This window comes from Azospirillum argentinense (genome assembly GCF_000632475.1).
Classification (GTDB): domain Bacteria; phylum Pseudomonadota; class Alphaproteobacteria; order Azospirillales; family Azospirillaceae; genus Azospirillum; species Azospirillum baldaniorum.
The window spans coordinates 2,806,974-2,824,180 of sequence record NZ_CP007793.1 but is presented as its reverse complement, the minus strand read 5'-3'; the positions used below and the strand labels follow the sequence as shown (position 1 = coordinate 2,824,180).

Annotated in this window: 13 protein-coding genes; 5 read left to right on the top strand and 8 right to left on the bottom strand. The window is 71.1% G+C overall.

Annotated features, from left to right (window positions below; genetic code table 11):
* Positions 1-19: 19 nt before the first annotated feature.
* The 5 genes from ABAZ39_RS13130 to ABAZ39_RS36140 form a co-directional block, all read right to left on the bottom strand.
* On the bottom strand, positions 20-2,170 hold the full coding sequence (locus tag ABAZ39_RS13130; protein WP_247881589.1) for a mechanosensitive ion channel domain-containing protein: 2,151 nt from the start codon (positions 2,168-2,170) through the stop codon (positions 20-22).
* Between the two features lie 299 nt (positions 2,171-2,469).
* On the bottom strand, positions 2,470-4,161 hold the full coding sequence (locus ABAZ39_RS13125) for an oligopeptide/dipeptide ABC transporter ATP-binding protein (protein ID WP_038529976.1): 1,692 nt from the start codon (positions 4,159-4,161) through the stop codon (positions 2,470-2,472).
* Complete coding sequence (locus ABAZ39_RS13120; RefSeq protein WP_063922637.1) at positions 4,158-4,964, bottom strand: ABC transporter permease subunit; 807 nt, start codon at positions 4,962-4,964, stop codon at positions 4,158-4,160. The genes ABAZ39_RS13125 and ABAZ39_RS13120 overlap by 4 nt, the downstream gene beginning before the upstream one ends.
* Complete coding sequence (locus tag ABAZ39_RS36145; protein WP_160174825.1) at positions 4,964-5,386, bottom strand: ABC transporter permease subunit; 423 nt, start codon at positions 5,384-5,386, stop codon at positions 4,964-4,966. The genes ABAZ39_RS13120 and ABAZ39_RS36145 overlap by 1 nt, the downstream gene beginning before the upstream one ends.
* Positions 5,383-5,622: a hypothetical protein gene (locus ABAZ39_RS36140; protein ID WP_038529972.1), complete on the bottom strand. Its 240-nt coding sequence runs from the start codon at positions 5,620-5,622 to the stop codon at positions 5,383-5,385. The genes ABAZ39_RS36145 and ABAZ39_RS36140 overlap by 4 nt, the downstream gene beginning before the upstream one ends.
* Before the next feature lie 258 nt (positions 5,623-5,880).
* Between ABAZ39_RS36140 and ABAZ39_RS13105 the strand changes: the two genes are divergently transcribed.
* From ABAZ39_RS13105 to ABAZ39_RS13095, 3 genes are all read left to right on the top strand, one after another.
* Positions 5,881-8,262: a VTT domain-containing protein gene (locus ABAZ39_RS13105; RefSeq protein ID WP_051658012.1), complete on the top strand. Its 2,382-nt coding sequence runs from the start codon at positions 5,881-5,883 to the stop codon at positions 8,260-8,262.
* Complete coding sequence (locus tag ABAZ39_RS13100) at positions 8,259-9,071, top strand: endonuclease/exonuclease/phosphatase family protein (RefSeq protein WP_051658011.1); 813 nt, start codon at positions 8,259-8,261, stop codon at positions 9,069-9,071. Before ABAZ39_RS13105 ends, ABAZ39_RS13100 begins: the two co-directional genes overlap by 4 nt.
* A 307-nt stretch (positions 9,072-9,378) precedes the next feature.
* Positions 9,379-10,599 carry a polyhydroxyalkanoate depolymerase gene (locus ABAZ39_RS13095; RefSeq protein ID WP_038529969.1) on the top strand — a complete coding sequence of 407 codons (1,221 nt, stop codon included), beginning with the start codon at positions 9,379-9,381 and terminating at the stop codon, positions 10,597-10,599.
* Positions 10,600-10,716: 117 nt separating this feature from the next.
* On the opposite strand, the gene ABAZ39_RS13090 is transcribed toward ABAZ39_RS13095, so the two are convergent.
* Entirely contained in the window at positions 10,717-11,802 is a 1,086-nt protein-coding gene (locus ABAZ39_RS13090) for a COX15/CtaA family protein (protein ID WP_038529967.1), read from the bottom strand.
* 193 nt (positions 11,803-11,995) lie between these two features.
* On the opposite strand from ABAZ39_RS13090, the gene ABAZ39_RS13085 reads away from it, so the two are divergent.
* A complete protein-coding gene (locus ABAZ39_RS13085; protein WP_038529964.1) occupies positions 11,996-15,490 on the top strand; it encodes a pyridine nucleotide-disulfide oxidoreductase in 3,495 nt (1,164 codons plus the stop codon).
* A gap of 206 nt (positions 15,491-15,696) precedes the next feature.
* On the opposite strand, the gene ABAZ39_RS13080 is transcribed toward ABAZ39_RS13085, so the two are convergent.
* Together ABAZ39_RS13080 and ABAZ39_RS13075 are read right to left on the bottom strand one after the other, a co-directional pair.
* Entirely contained in the window at positions 15,697-16,188 is a 492-nt protein-coding gene (locus tag ABAZ39_RS13080; RefSeq protein WP_038529961.1) for a lysozyme, read from the bottom strand.
* A gap of 137 nt (positions 16,189-16,325) precedes the next feature.
* Positions 16,326-16,589: an usg protein gene (locus tag ABAZ39_RS13075; protein ID WP_038529958.1), complete on the bottom strand. Its 264-nt coding sequence runs from the start codon at positions 16,587-16,589 to the stop codon at positions 16,326-16,328.
* 294 nt (positions 16,590-16,883) lie between these two features.
* Here ABAZ39_RS13075 and groES point away from each other — a divergent pair, with 294 nt between their 5' ends.
* Positions 16,884-17,174, top strand: coding sequence for a co-chaperone GroES (groES, locus tag ABAZ39_RS13070; protein WP_014239088.1), 291 nt, complete (start codon positions 16,884-16,886; stop codon positions 17,172-17,174).
* Positions 17,175-17,207 lie beyond the last annotated feature (33 nt).

Sequence of the window (17,207 nt, the reverse complement as noted above, 5' to 3'; positions counted from 1 at the left end):
TCTTGCGAGTCCCGACCTTTTAAGAGCCTTGGCTGAGCGCCTCGGCCAGCGCGCGGTCGGGGTGGTTCCCGCCGACGATGAGCTGCATGGAGCCGGTCGGCACCTCCACCCCCAGCTCGTCGAAGCGCTTCTTCATGCGGCGGTTGAACTCGCGCGAGACGCCCCACTGCTTGGTCGGGCGGGTCTTGAAGCGCGCGGTGATGAGCTGGGTCGAGTCGGGCTGGAACTTGTCCAGCCCCATCACCTCCAGCGGCCCCATGATGTCGGGCGCGAACTGGGTGTCGGACTGCAGACTGGCGCCGATGTCCTTCAGCAGCTCGATCACGCGGTCGGGGTCCTCGCGGTAGGCGACCCGCACCTCGAACAGGGCGTAGGAGAAGTCCTTCGACATGTTCTTGACGGTGCTGACCGAGTTGAAGGGCACCGTGTGGATGGCGCCCGACCCGTCGCGCAACCGGATGGAGCGGATGGAGATGGCCTCCACCGAGCCGGAATGGCCGCCGCCCACATCCACCACGTCGCCGATGGAGATGCTGTCCTCGAACAGGATGAACAGGCCGGTGATGATGTCCTTGACCAGCGTCTGCGACCCGAAGCCGACGGCCAGACCGACCACACCGGCACCGGCCAGCAGCGGCGCGATGTTGACGCCCAGCTCCGACAGGGTGATCAGCGACACCATGGTGACCAGGACGATCAGGAAGGCGTTGCGCAGCAGCGGCAGCAGGGTGCGCACCCGCGCGCTGCGCTCGATCCGCGTGCCGTTGCGGTCGGTGGAGGCGAGGAAGCGCTCGATCATTGCGCTGACCACCTCCCAGGCGATGACGGAGCCGACGAACAGGAGGCCGATGGTCACCGTGCTGCGCAGGATGCGCTGGCCGAGCCGGGTGTCCGTCCAGGCCAGCGTGTCGAAGCCCCAGCCGTAAAGGATCATCATCGCAGCACCAACCCAGATCACCGTCTTCACCGCCCGGTGCAGGAAGGGCAGGTAGAGCGAAGCGCGGTCCTTCAGCGGCGGCAGGGCGCCCTGGCTGTCCGGAACCATGCGCAGGCCGCGGCGCAGGCCGCGGTTGATGCCGTTGACCAGCAGCCGGGCGACCACCGCGACCAGGATGGTGATGCCGGTGGCGCGGGCCAGATACTCGAACCCGCCATAGACGTTCAGCACCCAGACGCCGAAGGTCACCACGACGTAGATGATCGCCAGGACGTGCCAGACGTCGGCGAAGCGGCGGCGGGCGGAACGCAGGACGGCGCCCTGGCCCTCCGATTCGCGCTCCGCGGTGGCCGCCGGGTCGCCGTCGCCGGACAGCGGGTTGCCGTGCATCCAGTCGGCGACGATGCGGCGGTTCTGCAGGATCAGCGCGATCAGCATGCCGGCGATCGCCAGCCCCAGCAGCTTCAGCAGCGCGCCGTAGGCACCGAGCGGCAGGCCCAGCACATAGGCGCCCTCGGCCAGGAAATAGCCGTAGACGCCGACCGCCGCCAGCCGGCGGAGCCAGCGGTAGAGGCGCTGGGCGTTGGCGTCGCCCACCCGCACCATGCGCAGGGAGGGCGCGAAGGGCGAGATCAGGATGCGGGCGGCGACCAGCAGGATCTGCAGGATGACGGTGGCGTTGATGACGGCCAGGGCGACCAGCCGGACGCGCGGCCCCGGCTCGCTGACCGACAGGATGGCGTAGGCGACGACGATGAAGGCGGCGATGGGCGCCAGCTCCAGCAGCGCGCGGCCAAGCAGCAGCGGCAGGCGCACCAGCACCGTGGTGCCCCGGCGGGCGGCGAGCGCGTTGCGCGGGCGGGCGAGCAGCCAGCCGACAAAACGCTCGATCGCCAGACCGGCGGTCAGGATCATCGTCAGCTGGATGGCGATCTGCACCCAGCGGTCGCGGGCCGACGGGTCGACCATCTGCCGGTTCGCCCAGTCGATGGCGCCGGGCAGCTCCTTGAACACGTTGCCGACCTGGACGAGCTGGCGGCTCAGCACGTCCATGCGCTCGGCCAGGAAGGACAGGGCGCTGGCGCCGATGGTCTCGGGCAGGGTGCTGGCCGCCGGGGCCTCCTCGGCCTTGGCCTGCTCCAGCCCCTTCTGCGCGGCGACCAGCGCCTTCAACTGCTCGACCAGCCGGGCGCGGGCCGCCGGGTCCTCCAGCGTCGTGATCATCGACTGCATCTGCTCGGGCGTCGGATCGGGCGAGGCGGCGGGGTTCCGCAGGGGGCCGCGGGCGGCGGGGACGGCGCGGCGAGGCCGGCGAGAAGCAGCAGAAGGACGGCGAGTGCGCCCATGCAGGGGACCGTCCACCGGGTGCGTGCGCGAAGCATCCCTGTCCTTTTCCGTGATTTCAGCAATGCGGGCGTGAAGGCCGGGGACGTTATCCCGTGCCCGCCTCCTTGCCAACCCGCGCAGTTTCAGACCTTTTTGGGACGGAATTGCGGCCGAGCCCAAGGCACCGGTGGGCTCCGGAACGGAGCTTAGGGCGCTTTTCCGCCAACCTGGGTGCCGTCTTGCGCCTCGTCCTGCGCGACATGGCAGGCGACTCGGTGGCCGGGCGCCACGGGGTCGAGCGTCGGGGGAACCTGGGCGCAGCCGTCATGGGCGAGCGGGCAGCGCAGCCGCAGCGCGCAGCCGGTTGGCGGGCGCAGGGGGGACGGCGGATCGCCGTGCAGCGCCGGGCGGACCAAGCCGGCCGCAGCGATCAGCGCGCGGCTGTAGGGGTGGCGCGCCCCGGCCGCCAGCACCGCGCTGTCCGCCGACTCGACGATCCGGCCGAGCAGGAGCACCAGCGCCCGCCGCGCGATCCGCAAACCCTCCGCCGCGTCCTGGGTGGCGTAGAGCAGGGCCAGCCGGCGGCGGCGGCGGATCGCCTGCAGCAGGGCGAGGAAGTCCGCCCGCTCCGCCCCGTCGAGCGCCGCCGCCGGCTCGTCGCAGACCAGCAGGCGCGGCTCCGGCAGCAGGGCGCGGGCCAGCCCGGCGCGCGCCGCCTCCGCCGGACGGAGCGCGTCGGGATGGAGGTCGAGGACCGCTGCGGGCAGCCCGACCTCCTCCAGCGCCTCGGCCAGCCGGGCGGCGCGGTCGGCTGACGATCGGGTGGGCCGCAGCGACTCCAGCGTCTCGGCGAGCTGCGCGCCGATGGTCATCAGCGGGTCGAAGGCGGCCAGCGGATCGGGGAAGAGGATTTGCAGGTCCCGCCGCGCCCGGCGCATCGCCTCCGGCGGGGCGGCGGCGAGGTCGGTCCCCAGCCAGGAGACCTGACCGCCGACCGGCGGAACCAGCCGCAGGATGGCGCGGGCCAGCACCGACTTGCCGCTGCCCGTCTCGCCGAGCAGGGCCAGCGTCTCGCCCTCGGCCAGCGCGATGGACAGGCCGTCTACGACGGTCAACCAGCGTTCCTCGCCGCGCCAGCCCCGCCCCAACGGAAAGGCGACGCGCAGGTCGCGCACCGACAGGATGGGCGGGCCGGAGGGCGCCGGCTCCGCCGGGGGCGGAGCGGGGGTGGGCTCCTCCTCGGGTTCTTCCAGACGCCCTTGGGCCAGGATCAGCCGGCGGTCGGCCAGACCGGGATGGACCGGATCGGGTTGCGGGCGCCCGGCCAGCAGCAGCGCCGTTCCGGTCTCCCGCGTCCAGGCGGCGAGGTCGTTCAGCAGGCGCACGCGCTGGGTGGGGTCGAGCGCGGCGGCGGGGGCGTCGGCGAGCAGCAACGCCGGCTGAGCCGCCATGGCCAGCGCCAGCGCGGCCCGCCAGCGCATCGCCTCGCCCAACTCATGCGGGTGGAGCGCCAGCCGGCGCGCGGCGGCGGGCACCTGGAAGCGCTCCAGCGCCTCCGCAGCGCAGCACAGCGCGGTGCGCTCGTCCATCCCGGACTGGCGGGCCAGCAGGTCGGCGAACTGGGCGCCCAGCGGGCGCAGCGGGTCGAGGGCGCCGTCCTGGGTGACCAGGAGGCGCCGCCCCCGGATGTGGATGTCGCCCAGCACCGTGATGCCCTTGGGCGCGAGGCCGGCCAGCACGCGCAGCAGCAGCGTCTTGCCCGCCCCGGCGCCGCCCGACAGGGCCAGCACCTCGCCGGGCTCGACGGCGAAGCTCAGCCGGTCGAGCAGGATGTCGCGGCTGGTCAGCAGGGACAGACCCTCCACCCGCAGCGGCGCGCCGTTGTCCGCTCCGCTCACTGGTGCCCTCCCGCGGCCGTGGAGAAGGCCAGCCGCATCCCGTCGCCCACCCCGTGCAGCGCCCACAGGGTCAGCGCCAGCAGCAGCGCCGGCCCGGCCAGCGCCACGGCGTCGCCCGCCCGCGCCGCCGCGCCGATGGCGGTTCCCCAGCCGGTCACCCCTTCCGGCAGGCCGAGGCCGAGCAGGCTGGCGAGGCTTTCCGCCATCAGGGCGCGGGGAAGGGCGGTCCACGCCGCGGCGGCGAGCGGCAGGACGGCGTTGGGCAGGATGTGACGGCGGAGCCGGCGTCCGTTGGGGATACCGGCGGCCTGGGCGGCGCTCAGGAACTCCCGCCGCAGCAGGGCGCGCAGCTCGTCCCGCGCGATGACGGCCACCGCTGGGGCGGCGATCAGGGCGGTCACCACGGCCATCGGCACCAGCCCGCGCTCCGGACCCAGCAACCCGCCGGCCAGCGGCAGGGCCAGCGCCAGGGGAAGGCCGGTCAGAGCGGCGGGCGCCATCATCGCCCGCTCCGCCCGCTCGCCCAGAGCAACCGCTGTGGCGGCCCAGAGCAGGCCGAGGGCGGCCCCGCCCAGCCCGGCGAGCAGCGCGAAGGTCAGGCTCTGGTGCCCGGCGGCCAGCGCCGTCCCTACCGGGCCGCCCCCGGCGACGAGGCCGGCCGCCACCGCCAGCATCAGCGCCGCGAGAACGGTCAGCCCCGTCGCGGCAGGCCGATGCGCGGTCAGCCGCTGCCCGGCCTTCTGCCAGGGGCCATCGCGCCAGTGTGGATCAGTGCGGGAGTCGGTGCCGGCGGGTCCGTGCATCAGGCCATCCGGGCCCGCGGGTCGATCCGGCCGTGCAGCGCGCCGCCCAGGGCGCCCAGCAGCACGGCGAGGCCGCACAGTCCGGCGAGCGCGGCGACGGCCATGCCGGTGTCCCCGGCGCGTGCCGCCTCGACGAACAGCCGCCCGGCGCCGGAAAAGCCGGTCCCGAACAGGTTTTCCACCGCCACGGCCGCGGTCACCGTTCCCGCCACGGCGCTGCGCAGGCCGCCCATCGCCGCCGACAGCCCCAGCGGCAGGGTGAGCCGCCACAGCAGGGCGGAGCCGTCGATCCCGCGCCCGCGCGCCGCCAGCAAAACGGTGTCCTCCGCCCCGGCCCGCGCCCGCCCGGCAAGCGTCGCGGCCTGGGCGGCGGCGGGCAGGGCAAGGGCGGCGAGGCCCAGCAGGACGGGTGCCCTCGTCAAGCGTGGCGGCGAAGACCGCGGCCAGCAGGAAGCCCGGCGAGCAGGGCGCCGAGGCCGGTCCCCAGCGCCAGCGCCGGCACGACCAGCGCCAGCGTCGTCGGCAGGGCGGCCAGCACGGCGCCCAGCGCCTGCGTCCAGCCGGGTCCCGCCAGCGCGGCCACCACGGCGGCGGCGAGCGCGAGGCCCAGCAGGGCCGGCACCACGGCCAGCACCCGACGCAGGACGAGGCTCAGCATCGGCCCCGCCGGGAGCGGGCGGCCGCGGCAATCGGATTTGAGGGGACGGCGGACAAGCGGATCACAACAGGCGGATCATCCGACAATGGCGGACACGAATGGAGTCCTCCTGACGGTACCCAGGTCCCGGCCGGTCGGGCAATGGAATTTCGCCTCTCGGCGGGGGGTGGGGAGGGTTGGGCGGCTGCGGTGTTGTTCGGGCATTCGCCTTCCTGGCCGGTCGCAGCCCGTCCCGGACGCACCATATGTGAACCCCCGATGCCGATCCCCGCAGGAACCCCGGTCCAGCCGCGTCCCATGCCCGACCAGCCGTCCTTCCCAATGCCGCCTGAACCAGCGCTCACCGGGGCGCCCGCCGCGGCGCTTTCCAGCGTGGCCGCGGACCCGCTGCTGGTGCCGGGCCGCACCTGCTGGCGGGTGGAGCGGGCGGAGCGGGTCGGGGTCATCGTCGATGCCGAGGACTACTTCGCGCTCGCCAAGGCGGCGATGCGGCAGGCGCGGCGCAGCATCTACCTGACCGCCTGGGACTTCGACGCCCGCATCCGGCTGACCCCGCAGGCGCGCCATCCGCGCCGCCCCGACAAGCTCGGCAACCTGCTGAACTGGCTGGCCGCGACCCGCCCGGACCTGACCATCCATGTGCTGAAGTGGGACTTCGCGGAGCTGTTCGATCTGGCCCGCTGGTCGCAGCCGCTGTTCCTGCGCGGCTGGCTCAGCCATCCGCGGCTCCAGTACCGGCTGGACGGCGACCATCCCGCCGGGGCCTGCCACCATCAGAAGATGCTGGTGATCGACGACCGGCTGGCCTTCTGCGGCGGGCTGGACATCACCGCCAACCGCTGGGACACTCGCGCCCACCGCGCCGACGAGCCGCTGCGCCGCCAGCCGGACGGCACCCCCTACGAGCCCTTTCACGACGTGATGATGGCGGTGGACGGCGACGCCGCCCGCGCGCTGGGTGACCTGTTCCGCGAGCGCTGGCGCCGTGCCACCGGCTGCGTGCTGTCGCCGCCCGCCATGGACGTGCTTGGCGGCGGTGGCGGCCCTTCCGACGGCAAGCGCCCCCGGCGGCTGCGGCTGAAGGCGCGCCGGGCCGGGCCGGACAGTCCCGACCCCTGGCCGCAACAGCTCGTCCCGCTGCTCAAGGGCATGCCCGTCGGCATCGCCCGCACCGAACCCGGCTACAACGGGCGCGCCGAGGTGCGGGAGGTCGAGGCGCTCTACACCGCCGCCATCGCCGCGGCCGAGCGCTTCATCTACATGGAGAGCCAGTATTTCGCCTCGGTCGCCGTGGCCGAGGCGCTGAAGGCGCGGCTGGCCGAGCCGGACGGGCCGGAGGTGGTCGTCGTCAACTCCGCCCGCACGTCGAGCTGGCTGGAGAACACCGTGATGCTCGGCGCCCGCGCCCGGCTGGTGAAGGAACTGCGCGAGGCCGACCGGAACGGGCGCTTCCGCTTCTACATCGCCAAGACCGAGAGCGCCAAAACCGGCAGCGTCGGAATCACCATCCACGCCAAGGTGATGGTGGTGGACGACCGGCTTCTGCGCATCGGCTCGGCCAATCTGAACAACCGGTCGATGGGGCTGGACACCGAATGCGATCTGGCGCTGGAGGCGCCCCAGGGGAAGGTGGAAGGGCGCGAGGCCCGGCTGGCCATCGCCGGCGTGCGCGACGACCTGATCGCCGAGCATTTGGGGGTGGCGCCGGAAAGCGTGGCGGCGGAGCTGCGCCGCTCCGGCTCGCTCATCCGCACGGTGGAGGCGCTGAGCCGGCCCGGCGGGCGGACGCTGGAGTTGCTGGAGGACGCCGACCCCGGCCTGCTGGCCACCGCCGTCGCCGATTCCATGCTCTTCGATCCGGAACGCCCGGTGGGGGCTGCGGACATCGTGTGGCGCGTCCTGCCGTCGCGCATCCCGCGCCGTCACCATTGGCTGGCCCTGGGCATCATCCTGGCGGTGGTCGGCGGGGTGTGGGGGCTGTGGAACCACACGCCGCTGCGCGACTGGGCGACCCTGGACGCCGTCCTGGGGGCGTTCGAGCGCCTGCGCGAGTCGGCTTTCGGGCCGCTGTGGCTGATCCTGCTCTATGTCGCCGGGGGCTTCGTGCTGTTTCCGGTGCTGCTGCTGATCGCGGCGACGGCCATCGCGCTGGGGCCGTGGATGGGCTTCCCGACCGCGCTGGCCGGGGTGCTGGCCTCCGCCGCGGCGCTGTTCTGGGTGGGACGGTTCACCGGCCGGCGCCCCATCGAGCGCTACGGTGGTGCCGTGGTGCGGCGGGCCAGCGACGCGCTCGGCGAGCGCGGCGTGCTGGCCATGGCGGCGCTGCGGGTGGTGCCGGTGGCGCCCTTCACCGTGGTGAACCTCGTCGCGGGGGCTTCCCGCATCCGCTTTGCCGACTATCTGTTCGGGACGATCCTGGGAATGGCGCCGGGAATCCTTGTCTTCAACCTGCTCGGGCACCAGCTTGAGCGTGTGTTGACGGAACCGACGCCCACCGACATGGTTCTTCTGGGGCTGGCGGCGGTGACCGCGTTGGGGCTCGGCTGGGCCGGCAATCGGCTGGTGCGGGCCCTGGCGGCGAGACGGCCAACCGCCGGGCCGGCCATTGGAGAAGCAGTCAAGGGAGACCAACAGCGGTGATCCGATTCAGCCGAGAGCGTGTGCAGCGGATCGCCTCCGCGCTGCGCGCCGCCCGCGTCCGCCGCCCGAAGCGCCGCGTCGACAGCCGCAGCGGCCCGGTGCCGGAGGGCATGGCGCCGCTGCGCGTGGCGACCTGGAACATCCACAGCTGCGTCGGGCTGGACGCGCGCTTCGCGCCGGACCGCATCGCCGAGGTCATCAAGGAGCTGGACGTCGATCTGGTCGGGCTCCAGGAGGTCGGCTGGCACCACCGCGGCGAATCCGGGCTGGACCAGTTCGCCTTCCTGGAGCGCGCCACCGGCCTGAAGGCCCACGCCGGCCCGACCAAGCACAACGCCCACGCCCATTACGGCAACGCCATCCTGACCCGGCTGCCGGTCCTGAAATGCGAGCCCATCGACCTCAGCGTCGGGCGGCGGGAACCGCGCGGCGGCATCGACGTGATTGTCGAGGTGGAGGGGCGCCCGGTGCGCATCATCGTCGCCCATCTCGGCCTCGATCCGTGGGAGCGGGCGCGGCAGGTCGGCGCCATCGTCGACCGGCTGGAGGAACAGCCGGCCCTGCCGACCCTGTTCATGGGCGACCTCAACGAATGGGCGCCCAACTCCCCACGGCTGCGCAAGCTGGCCGAGGCTTTTCCCGACTGGGCCAGCCCGCGCAGCTTCCACGCGCGGATGCCCACGCTGCGGCTCGACCGCATCTACGTGAACAACGGGCTGACCATCCCGTCTTACGAGGTGGTGCGCACGGTGCTGACGCGCCGCGCGTCCGACCATCTGCCGGTGCGCGCCACCGTGGCCGTGCCATAACCGATATTCCCGCTCGGGTATGCCGGGCCCCTGATTGCTGCAAGGCGCGTGCGCGGTTCCGCGGGCGCGCCTTTTTCTTTGGGCTTGATCCTCCTGCCTTGCCTCCTTTGCAGTGCAGCGTTGCGTGGTCTGTTTCGTGTGGCTGACTGTTTCCTCTGTAAGTTTTTTGCCCGAGAACGGGTGTCGGCTATTGACCTTTCGGATAAGGGCTGGCCAATCTGTTGGTTGGTCATACGACTAATGACGGCCGACCAATAACAGCACCCAGCCGATCGGGCGTGGGAACAACCGCCGAAGCGAGGACCTGTTGCTCTACCATCTCTACGATCTGCAGCACGCCGCCCTGCGCCCGATGCGCCTCCTGGCCGAAGCGACCCAGCACACCTTCCAGAACCCGTTCAGCCCGGTGTCCTACACCCGCGTCGGCCGCGCCATGGCCGCCGGCGCGGAACTGCTGGAGCGCACCACCCGCCGCTTCCCCAAGCCGGAATTCGGCCTGAAGACCACGGTCGTGAACGGCGAGACGGTGGCGGTCACCGAGCGCATCGCCCACCGCAAGCCCTTCTGCAACCTGCTGCACTTCGCCAAGCCGGAGGGCACCCCGGCGCAGCCGCGCGTCCTGCTGGTCGCCCCGATGTCGGGCCACCACGCGACGCTGCTGCGCGGCACGGTGGCGGCGCTGCTGGCCGACCACGACGTCTTCGTGACCGACTGGATCGACGCCCGGCTGGTGCCGCTGGCGCGCGGCCGGTTCGACCTGGACGACTACATCGACACGGTGACGGAGCTGATCCGCGTCCTCGGGCCGCAGACCCACGTCATCGCGGTGTGCCAGCCGGCGGTCCCGGTCCTGGCCGCGGTGTCGCTGATGGCGGCGGGGGACGAGGCGGTGCAGCCGCGCTCCATGACGCTGATGGGCGGTCCCATCGACCCGATGGCCAACCCGACCGTGCCGGTGAAGCTGGCGGCGACCCACCCGCTGTCCTGGTTCGAGCGCAACGTCATCACCACCGTCCCGGCCTATTATCCGGGCGGCTTCCGGCAGGTCTATCCGGGCTTCATCCAGCTCTCCGGCTTCATGTCGATGAACCTGGACCGCCACATCGGGGAGCATGTCGGCCTGTTCCGCCACCTCGTCCGCGGCGATGGCGACTCCGCGGAGCAGCACCGCCGCTTCTACGACGAGTATCTGTCGGTGATGGACCTGTCGGCAGAATTCTACCTGCAGACCATCGAGACGGTGTTCCAGAAGCATTCGCTCGCCAACGGCACCATGGAGTCGCGCGGGCGCAAGGTGGAGCCGGCGGCGATCCGCCGGACCGCCGTGATGACGGTGGAGGGCGAGCTGGACGACATCTCCGCCCCCGGCCAGACCGAGTCGGCGCACCGCCTCTGCGCCTCGCTGCCCGACGACATGCGCGCCCGCCATTTCCAGAAGGGCGTCGGCCATTACGGCATCTTCAACGGCCGCCGCTGGCGCGAGAGCATCATGCCGGCGGTGCGGGAGTTCATCCGCAAGCACGATTGAGGTGAGTGGAAAACCCCTCTCCCGTCCCGGGAGAGGGAGGGGGCCCGCGCCGCAGGCGTGGGAAGGGTGAGGGTGCCGGCAAGGATCGGTACTTGATCCTCGGACCATCAGACAGCGTCAGCGCTTTGGAACGCCCACCGGGCGCAGCTCGTGGAGCAGCCAGACCAGCCCGGACACCAGCAGGATCGCCCCCGCCTGATGGGCGGCGCCCAGCGGTATCCACACGAAGCTCAGCAGCGTGGCGATGCCCAGCCCGATCTGCACCAGCACCATCGCCGCGGTCAGCAGGGCCACCCGCCCGGCGCGGCCCGGCAGGCGGGCCACCCACACCCGCAGGGCCAGCCCCAGAACCACCAGCCCGGTCAGCAGAGCCAGCGCCCGGTGCGTCAGCTGGATGGCGGCGGTGTTCTCGAAAAAGTTGATCCACCAGGGCGTCAGGTTGGCGACCTCCGGCGGGATGACGTGTCCGGCCATCAGCGGGAAGGTGTTGTAGGCCAGCCCGGCGTCTGTCCCGGCGACGAAGGCGCCCCAGACGATGGTGACGCCGGTCAGCCCCAGCGCCCAGCGCGCATGCTTGCGCAGACGGCCGGACTCGGTCGCCCAGCCGGCCAGCGGCAGCGGGTCGAGAATCCCCAGCGCGGTGCGCAGCAGCAGCCCGTAGATCACGATCGCCGTGCCGAGATGCAGCGCCAGCCGGTAGTGGCTGACGTCGGGCCGGTCGACCAGTCCGCTCTTGACCATGTACCAGCCGATCACCCCCTGGAGCCCGCCGAGCAGGAACAGCCCGGCCAGCTTCGGCCACAGGTCGGCGGGGATGCGCCCGTTGACCCAGAAGCGCAGGAAGGGGATCAGGAAGACGAAGCCGATCAGCTGACCCCAGAAGCGGTGGAACCACTCCCACCAGAAGATCTGCTTGAAGGCCGCCAGATCCATCGTCGCGTTGTAGATGCGGAACTCCGGCGTGGTCTGGTAGAGGCCGAAGACGCGGTTCCATTCCGCTTCCGTCAGGGGCGGCAGGATGCCGATCAGCGGCTTCCACTCCACCATCGACAGGCCGGATTCGGTCAGGCGCGTGATGGCGCCGATCACCGCCATGGCGAAGACCATCGCGCAGCAGACGAGAAGCCAATAGGCGATGGGACGGGTGGAGGCGGGGTCGCGGACGTCTTTCCCGGCGAGGGCGGGGGCGGTGATGTCGGTCACGGACGGGCGGCTCCGGATGGTGCGGAAAGGTTCCGGCGGGATAGGGGCTTCCGGCTCATGTGGGGTGCGGCGCCGGCTGCGTCAAACGGACACGGGTTACCCCGCGGCCAGGGACACCGGTTTCGGGTGAAGGCGGCGCGCCGCGAGTGTTACAAATATCAGTCTTACCAACGGCTTCGGATGCGGGGCGGCGATGGCGGACCTCACCCTCGGCTTCGGCCTGTCGTTCCACGAGCTTTACGGGCAGGACGGGCTGGCCCGGCTCGACCGCGCCTTCCTCGCCCGGCTGTCCGACACGGACGTGGCGCTTGCCAACCGGCTGCTCTCCGCCCGCGCCCAGCCCGACCGGCTGGAGGCCAAGGCGGAAAGCGACCTGCTGATTGCGCTCGCCCCCCACGCCGAGGATTTCATCGGCGATCTGTTCGGTATCCGCGCCGCGCTCGATGAGCTGCGCGCCCGCCACACGGAGCTGGCGCCGCTCTACACCGCCAAGCGCCTGTTCGTTCAGCGCCGCGCCGCCAAGGCGGTGAAGCCGGAGGCGGTCGCCGCCCTCGACGGGGCGGAGCTGGCCGCGCGGCTGGAGGACTGGCTGGGCGGCCCGCTGACCGAGGCCGCCTTCGCCCGGCAGGTGCTGGCCTGGATGGAGGACGAGGCCGCCCACGCCGACCAGCTCGACAGCGCCGCCCAGTACGCCGCCTGGGCCGTCTTCAGCGAGGCCGGGCGCGCCCGGCACGGCGGCGGCGTGCTGTTCCAGGTGCCGCACCGCACCGACCCGCAGCGTCTCGTCCCCGTGGAGACGGTCGAGCGGCACGGCGTCACCATGATGCGCCTGCCCGACGGCGCGTGCCGCGAGCGCCAGGGCTTCCACCTGACCGACCCCGGCACCGATCTGGCCGGGGCGCTGGACGAGGCCAACTACTGCATCTGGTGCCACAACCAGGGCAAGGACAGCTGTTCCAAGGGGCTGCGCGACCGCAAGACCGGCGAGTTCCAGAAAAGCGCCTTCGGCGTCGCGCTGGCCGGCTGTCCCTTGGAAGAGAAGATTTCCGAGATGCACGCGCTGAAGGCCGAGGGCGTGCCCATCGGGGCGCTGGCCGTGGTGGTGGTCGACAACCCCATGTGCGCGGCCACCGGCCACCGCATCTGCAACGACTGCATGAAGGCCTGCATCTATCAGAAACAGGAACCGGTGGACATCCCGCAGGCGGAGACCCGCACGCTGAAGGACGTGCTGGAGCTGCCCTGGGGCTTCGAGATCTACAGCCTGCTGACCCGCTGGAACCCGCTGGACCTGCGTCGCCCGCTGATGCGGCCGGACAGCGGCTTCAAGGTGCTGGTGGCTGGGCTGGGGCCGGCGGGCTTCACGCTGGCGCACCATCTGATGAACGACGGCCACACGGTGGTCGGCATCGACGGGCTGAAGATCGAGCCGCTGCCCGCCGACCTCTCCGGTGTGCTGCCCAGCGGCACGCGGGTGCCCTTCCGGCCGATCCGCGACGTGCGCGATCTCTACGACCGGCTGGACGAGCGGGTGATGGCCGGCTTCGGCGGGGTGGCCGAATACGGCATCACCGTGCGCTGGAACAAGAATTTCCTGAAGGTGATCCGGCTGCTGCTGGAACGCCGGGCGCGCATGACGATCATCGGCGGGGTGCGCTTCGGCGGCACGCTGACCATCGACGGGGCGCTGGAGTTGGGCTTCGACCACATCGCCCTGTGCATGGGGGCGGGCAAGCCGACCATCGTGCCGATGGCGAACGGGCTGGCCCACGGCGTGCGGCAGGCCTCGGACTTCCTGATGGGCCTGCAACTGACCGGGGCGGCCAAGCCGGACAGCATCGCCAACCTCCAGGTCCGGCTGCCCATCGTGGTGATCGGCGGCGGGCTGACCGCCATCGACACGGCGACGGAGGCGCTGGCCTACTACCCTGTCCAGGTCGAGAAGTTCCTCTCCCGCTACGAGGTCCTGGTCGCCGAGCGGGGGGAGGCGGCGGTGCGCGCCCGCTGGACGCCCGACGAGGCGGATCTTGCCGACGAGTTCCTAGGCCACGCCCGCGCCATCCGGGCGGAGCGTCTCGAAGCTGGGGAGCAGGGGCGCGAGCCGCGCGTCGCGGCGCTGCTGCAATCCTGGGGCGGCTCGACCATCGCCTACCGCCGCCGCCTGATCGACAGCCCCAGCTACACCCTGAACCACGAGGAGGTGGCGCACGGGCTGGCCGAGGGCATCCGCTTCCTGGAATGCGCCGCCCCGCGCGGGGTGGAGATCGACGAATCGGGCGCCGCACGGGCGATCCACCTCGCCATCAGCCCGGTCGGGCCGGACGGGGTGGTGGCGCCCGCCGCGGTGGACGCGCGGCTTCCCGCCTGCACCATCCTGGTCGCCGCCGGCACCCAGCCGAACACCGTCCTGTCCCGCGAGGAGCCGGAGTGGGTCGAGCTGGATGGACGCTGCTTCCGCGCCATCGACGAGGACGGCAATCCGGTAACGCCGGAACGGACGAGCAAGCCGGCCCAGGCGCATGTGCTGATGGCGCGGGCGCCGGACGGGCGGTTCCTCAGCTTCTTCGGCGACCTGCACCCGTCCTTCGCCGGCAATGTGGTGAAGGCGATGGGCGGGGCGAAGCGCGGCTATCCGGTGGTCAGCCGCGTGCTGGCCCGCCGGGCGCCGACCTCCGTGACGCCGGAGGCTCTGGTGCGGCGCCTGAACGCCGAGTTGCGGCCCCTGGTGCACAGCGTCACCCGCCTGACCCCGACCATCGTGGAGGTGGTGGTGAAGGCCCCGGCCGCGGCATGCCGTTTCGAACCCGGACAGTTCTACCGGCTGCAGAATTTTGAAACGCTGGCGCAACGGATCGGCCGGACCACGCTGGCCATGGAAGGGCTGGCCCTGACCGGCGCCTGGGTGGACAAGGAGGCGGGGCTGCTCTCCCTGATCGTTCTGGAGATGGGCGGCTCCTCCGACCTCTGCGCCCTTTTGAAGCCCGGCGACCCGGTGGTGGTGATGGGACCGACCGGCGCCCCCACCGAGATCCCGGAGGGCGAGACGGTGGCGCTGGTCGGCGGCGGGCTGGGCAACGCCGTGCTCTTCTCCATCGGGCAGGCCTGCCGGGCGCGCGGCAACCGCGTCCTCTACTTCGCCGGCTACAAGCGGATGGAGGATCGTTACAAGACCGACCAGATCGAGGCCGCCGCCGACCGCGTCGTCTGGTGCTGCGACGAGGCGCCGGGCTTCACGCTGACGCGCCCCGGTGATCTGAGTTTCGTCGGGAACATCGTGGAGGCCATGCGCGCCTACGCGGCGGGCGGGCTGGGGCCGGCGGATATTCCGCTGGAGACGGTGGACCGCATCATCGCCATCGGCTCCGACCGCATGATGGCGGCGGTGGGGGCGGCCCGGCACGGTCTGCTGAAGCCGTACCTGAAGCCCGGCCACGCGGCCATAGGCTCCATCAACTCCCCCATGCAATGCATGATGAAGGAGATCTGCGCCCAGTGCCTGCAACGGCACACCGACCCGGTGACCGGCGAGGAGACGGTCGTCTTCTCCTGCTTCAACCAGGACCAGAGCCTGGACCGCGTGGATTTCGCCAACCTGAACCAGCGGCTGCGCCAGAACGCCGTCCAGGAAAAGCTGACCGCCCAGTGGATCGACCGCGGCCTGCGGCTGACCGGCCAAAGGAAAGGGTGAGGGGGATATTTTTCCCTCTCCCCTCTGGGGAGAGGGTTAGGGTGAGGGGGATGCGCTTTTGCCGGACGAACGGCCACGTACAACCCCCTCACCGGCCCTCCGGGCCACCCTCTATGCGCTTTTGCCGGACGAACGGCCACGTACAACCCCCTCACCGGCCCTCCGGGCCACCCTCTCCCCAGAGGGGAGAGGGTTATTAAGAGCGTTCACGCGCCCGTGGCGGTGCTGACCGACGCCTGGGGCAGCGGCGTGGTGGCGCTTTCGAACAGGTCGGCCTCGGCGGCGCGGCGCTTTACCAGACCCGGGAGCTGCGTCTTGACGCCGTTGACCGTGGCGTAGACCCAGCGGCCGAACTGGCCGGCGGCGCCCTCGTAGTCGCCCTGGTTCAGCAGGCGCAGCAGGGTCGAGCACTGCAGGCTGCCGGCCCCCAGGTTGAACACGAAGGAGGCCAGCGCGCCCCGCTGGTCCGGGTTCAGCGTGACGGTGACCAGCTTGTCCACCTGGGCGGTGGCGGCGGTCAGGTCCGACTGCAGGAAGTTGTCGGCCTGGGCGGAGGTGATGCTCTGCCCCAGCTCGACCCCGGCGGTGTGCCCGTAACCGATGGTCGGCACCCCCGCCGGGCACAGATAGGCCTTGAGGTAGAGACCCTCGAAATGCTTCACGAGGTTGACCGCTTCTTCGCAGACCGGCGTCGTCATGATCGTCGTTCCCCCAGCTTGTCGTGGACGTGCATCGGCACGGACAGTTCGTGCTGAGGGAAGGGTATCGAAAGAGTTATGCTCTTAATAATGGTTTATTTTTTCACATTTTCCCGCGTTTCTGGGGTATGGGGGCGTCAGTTCCAGCGGAATTCCGCGGCCACCGCGCGGGCCTCTCCCGGTGTGAGCAGGCGGTGGGTCGCCAGCTTCACCGAATGCAGCTTGCCGTCCAGGTTGGCCTGCCAGAAATCCAGGAACCGGCGCAGCACCGGGTAGCCGGGCGCGAGGTCCAACTCCTGCCAGAGATAGCTCTGCAACAGGTGCGGGTGGTCCGGCATGTGGTACAGAATCTCCGCCGTGGTCAGGCGGTAATCGCGAAGCTGAAGCCCCAGACTGGCCATGCTCTGCCTCCGTGATGGTGGAACCGGTGGCGTCCTTCCGCTGCGTCCTGATGATTCTTTTGTGAAAGTGTGCCGTTCGCGGCTGCGGCAGGCAACAAAAATTTTTCTGCTATTTCAATGCATTAGCAGCAAGGAGGGGCGACTGCTGCCAGGAATCGCACCGATTGCCGCAACGACCCTCTTGAATCAAAACCGCAGCTCGATTAGCTGTCTGGCACTCGCCGGGGGAGAGTGCTAACAGCCCCGAGCCCGGCGCCAATCCTTTCAATAAGCCTTGATCCTGGAGGCATCCCCATGAAGTTCCGTCCGCTGCACGACCGCGTCGTCGTCAAGCGTCTGGAGTCCGACACCAAGACCAAGGGCGGGATCATCATCCCCGACACCGCGAAGGAAAAGCCCCAGGAGGGCCAGGTCGTCGCGGTGGGTCCGGGCGCCCGTGACGAGAGCGGCAAGGTCGTTGCGCTCGACGTGAAGGCCGGCGACCGCATCCTGTTCGGCAAGTGGTCGGGCACCGAGGTGAAGATCGAGGGCGAGGATTTCCTGATCATGAAGGAATCCGACATCATGGGCGTCGTCGAGGCCTGAGCCTCCGCCCGCGCTGAGCGATCCAACCCCCCG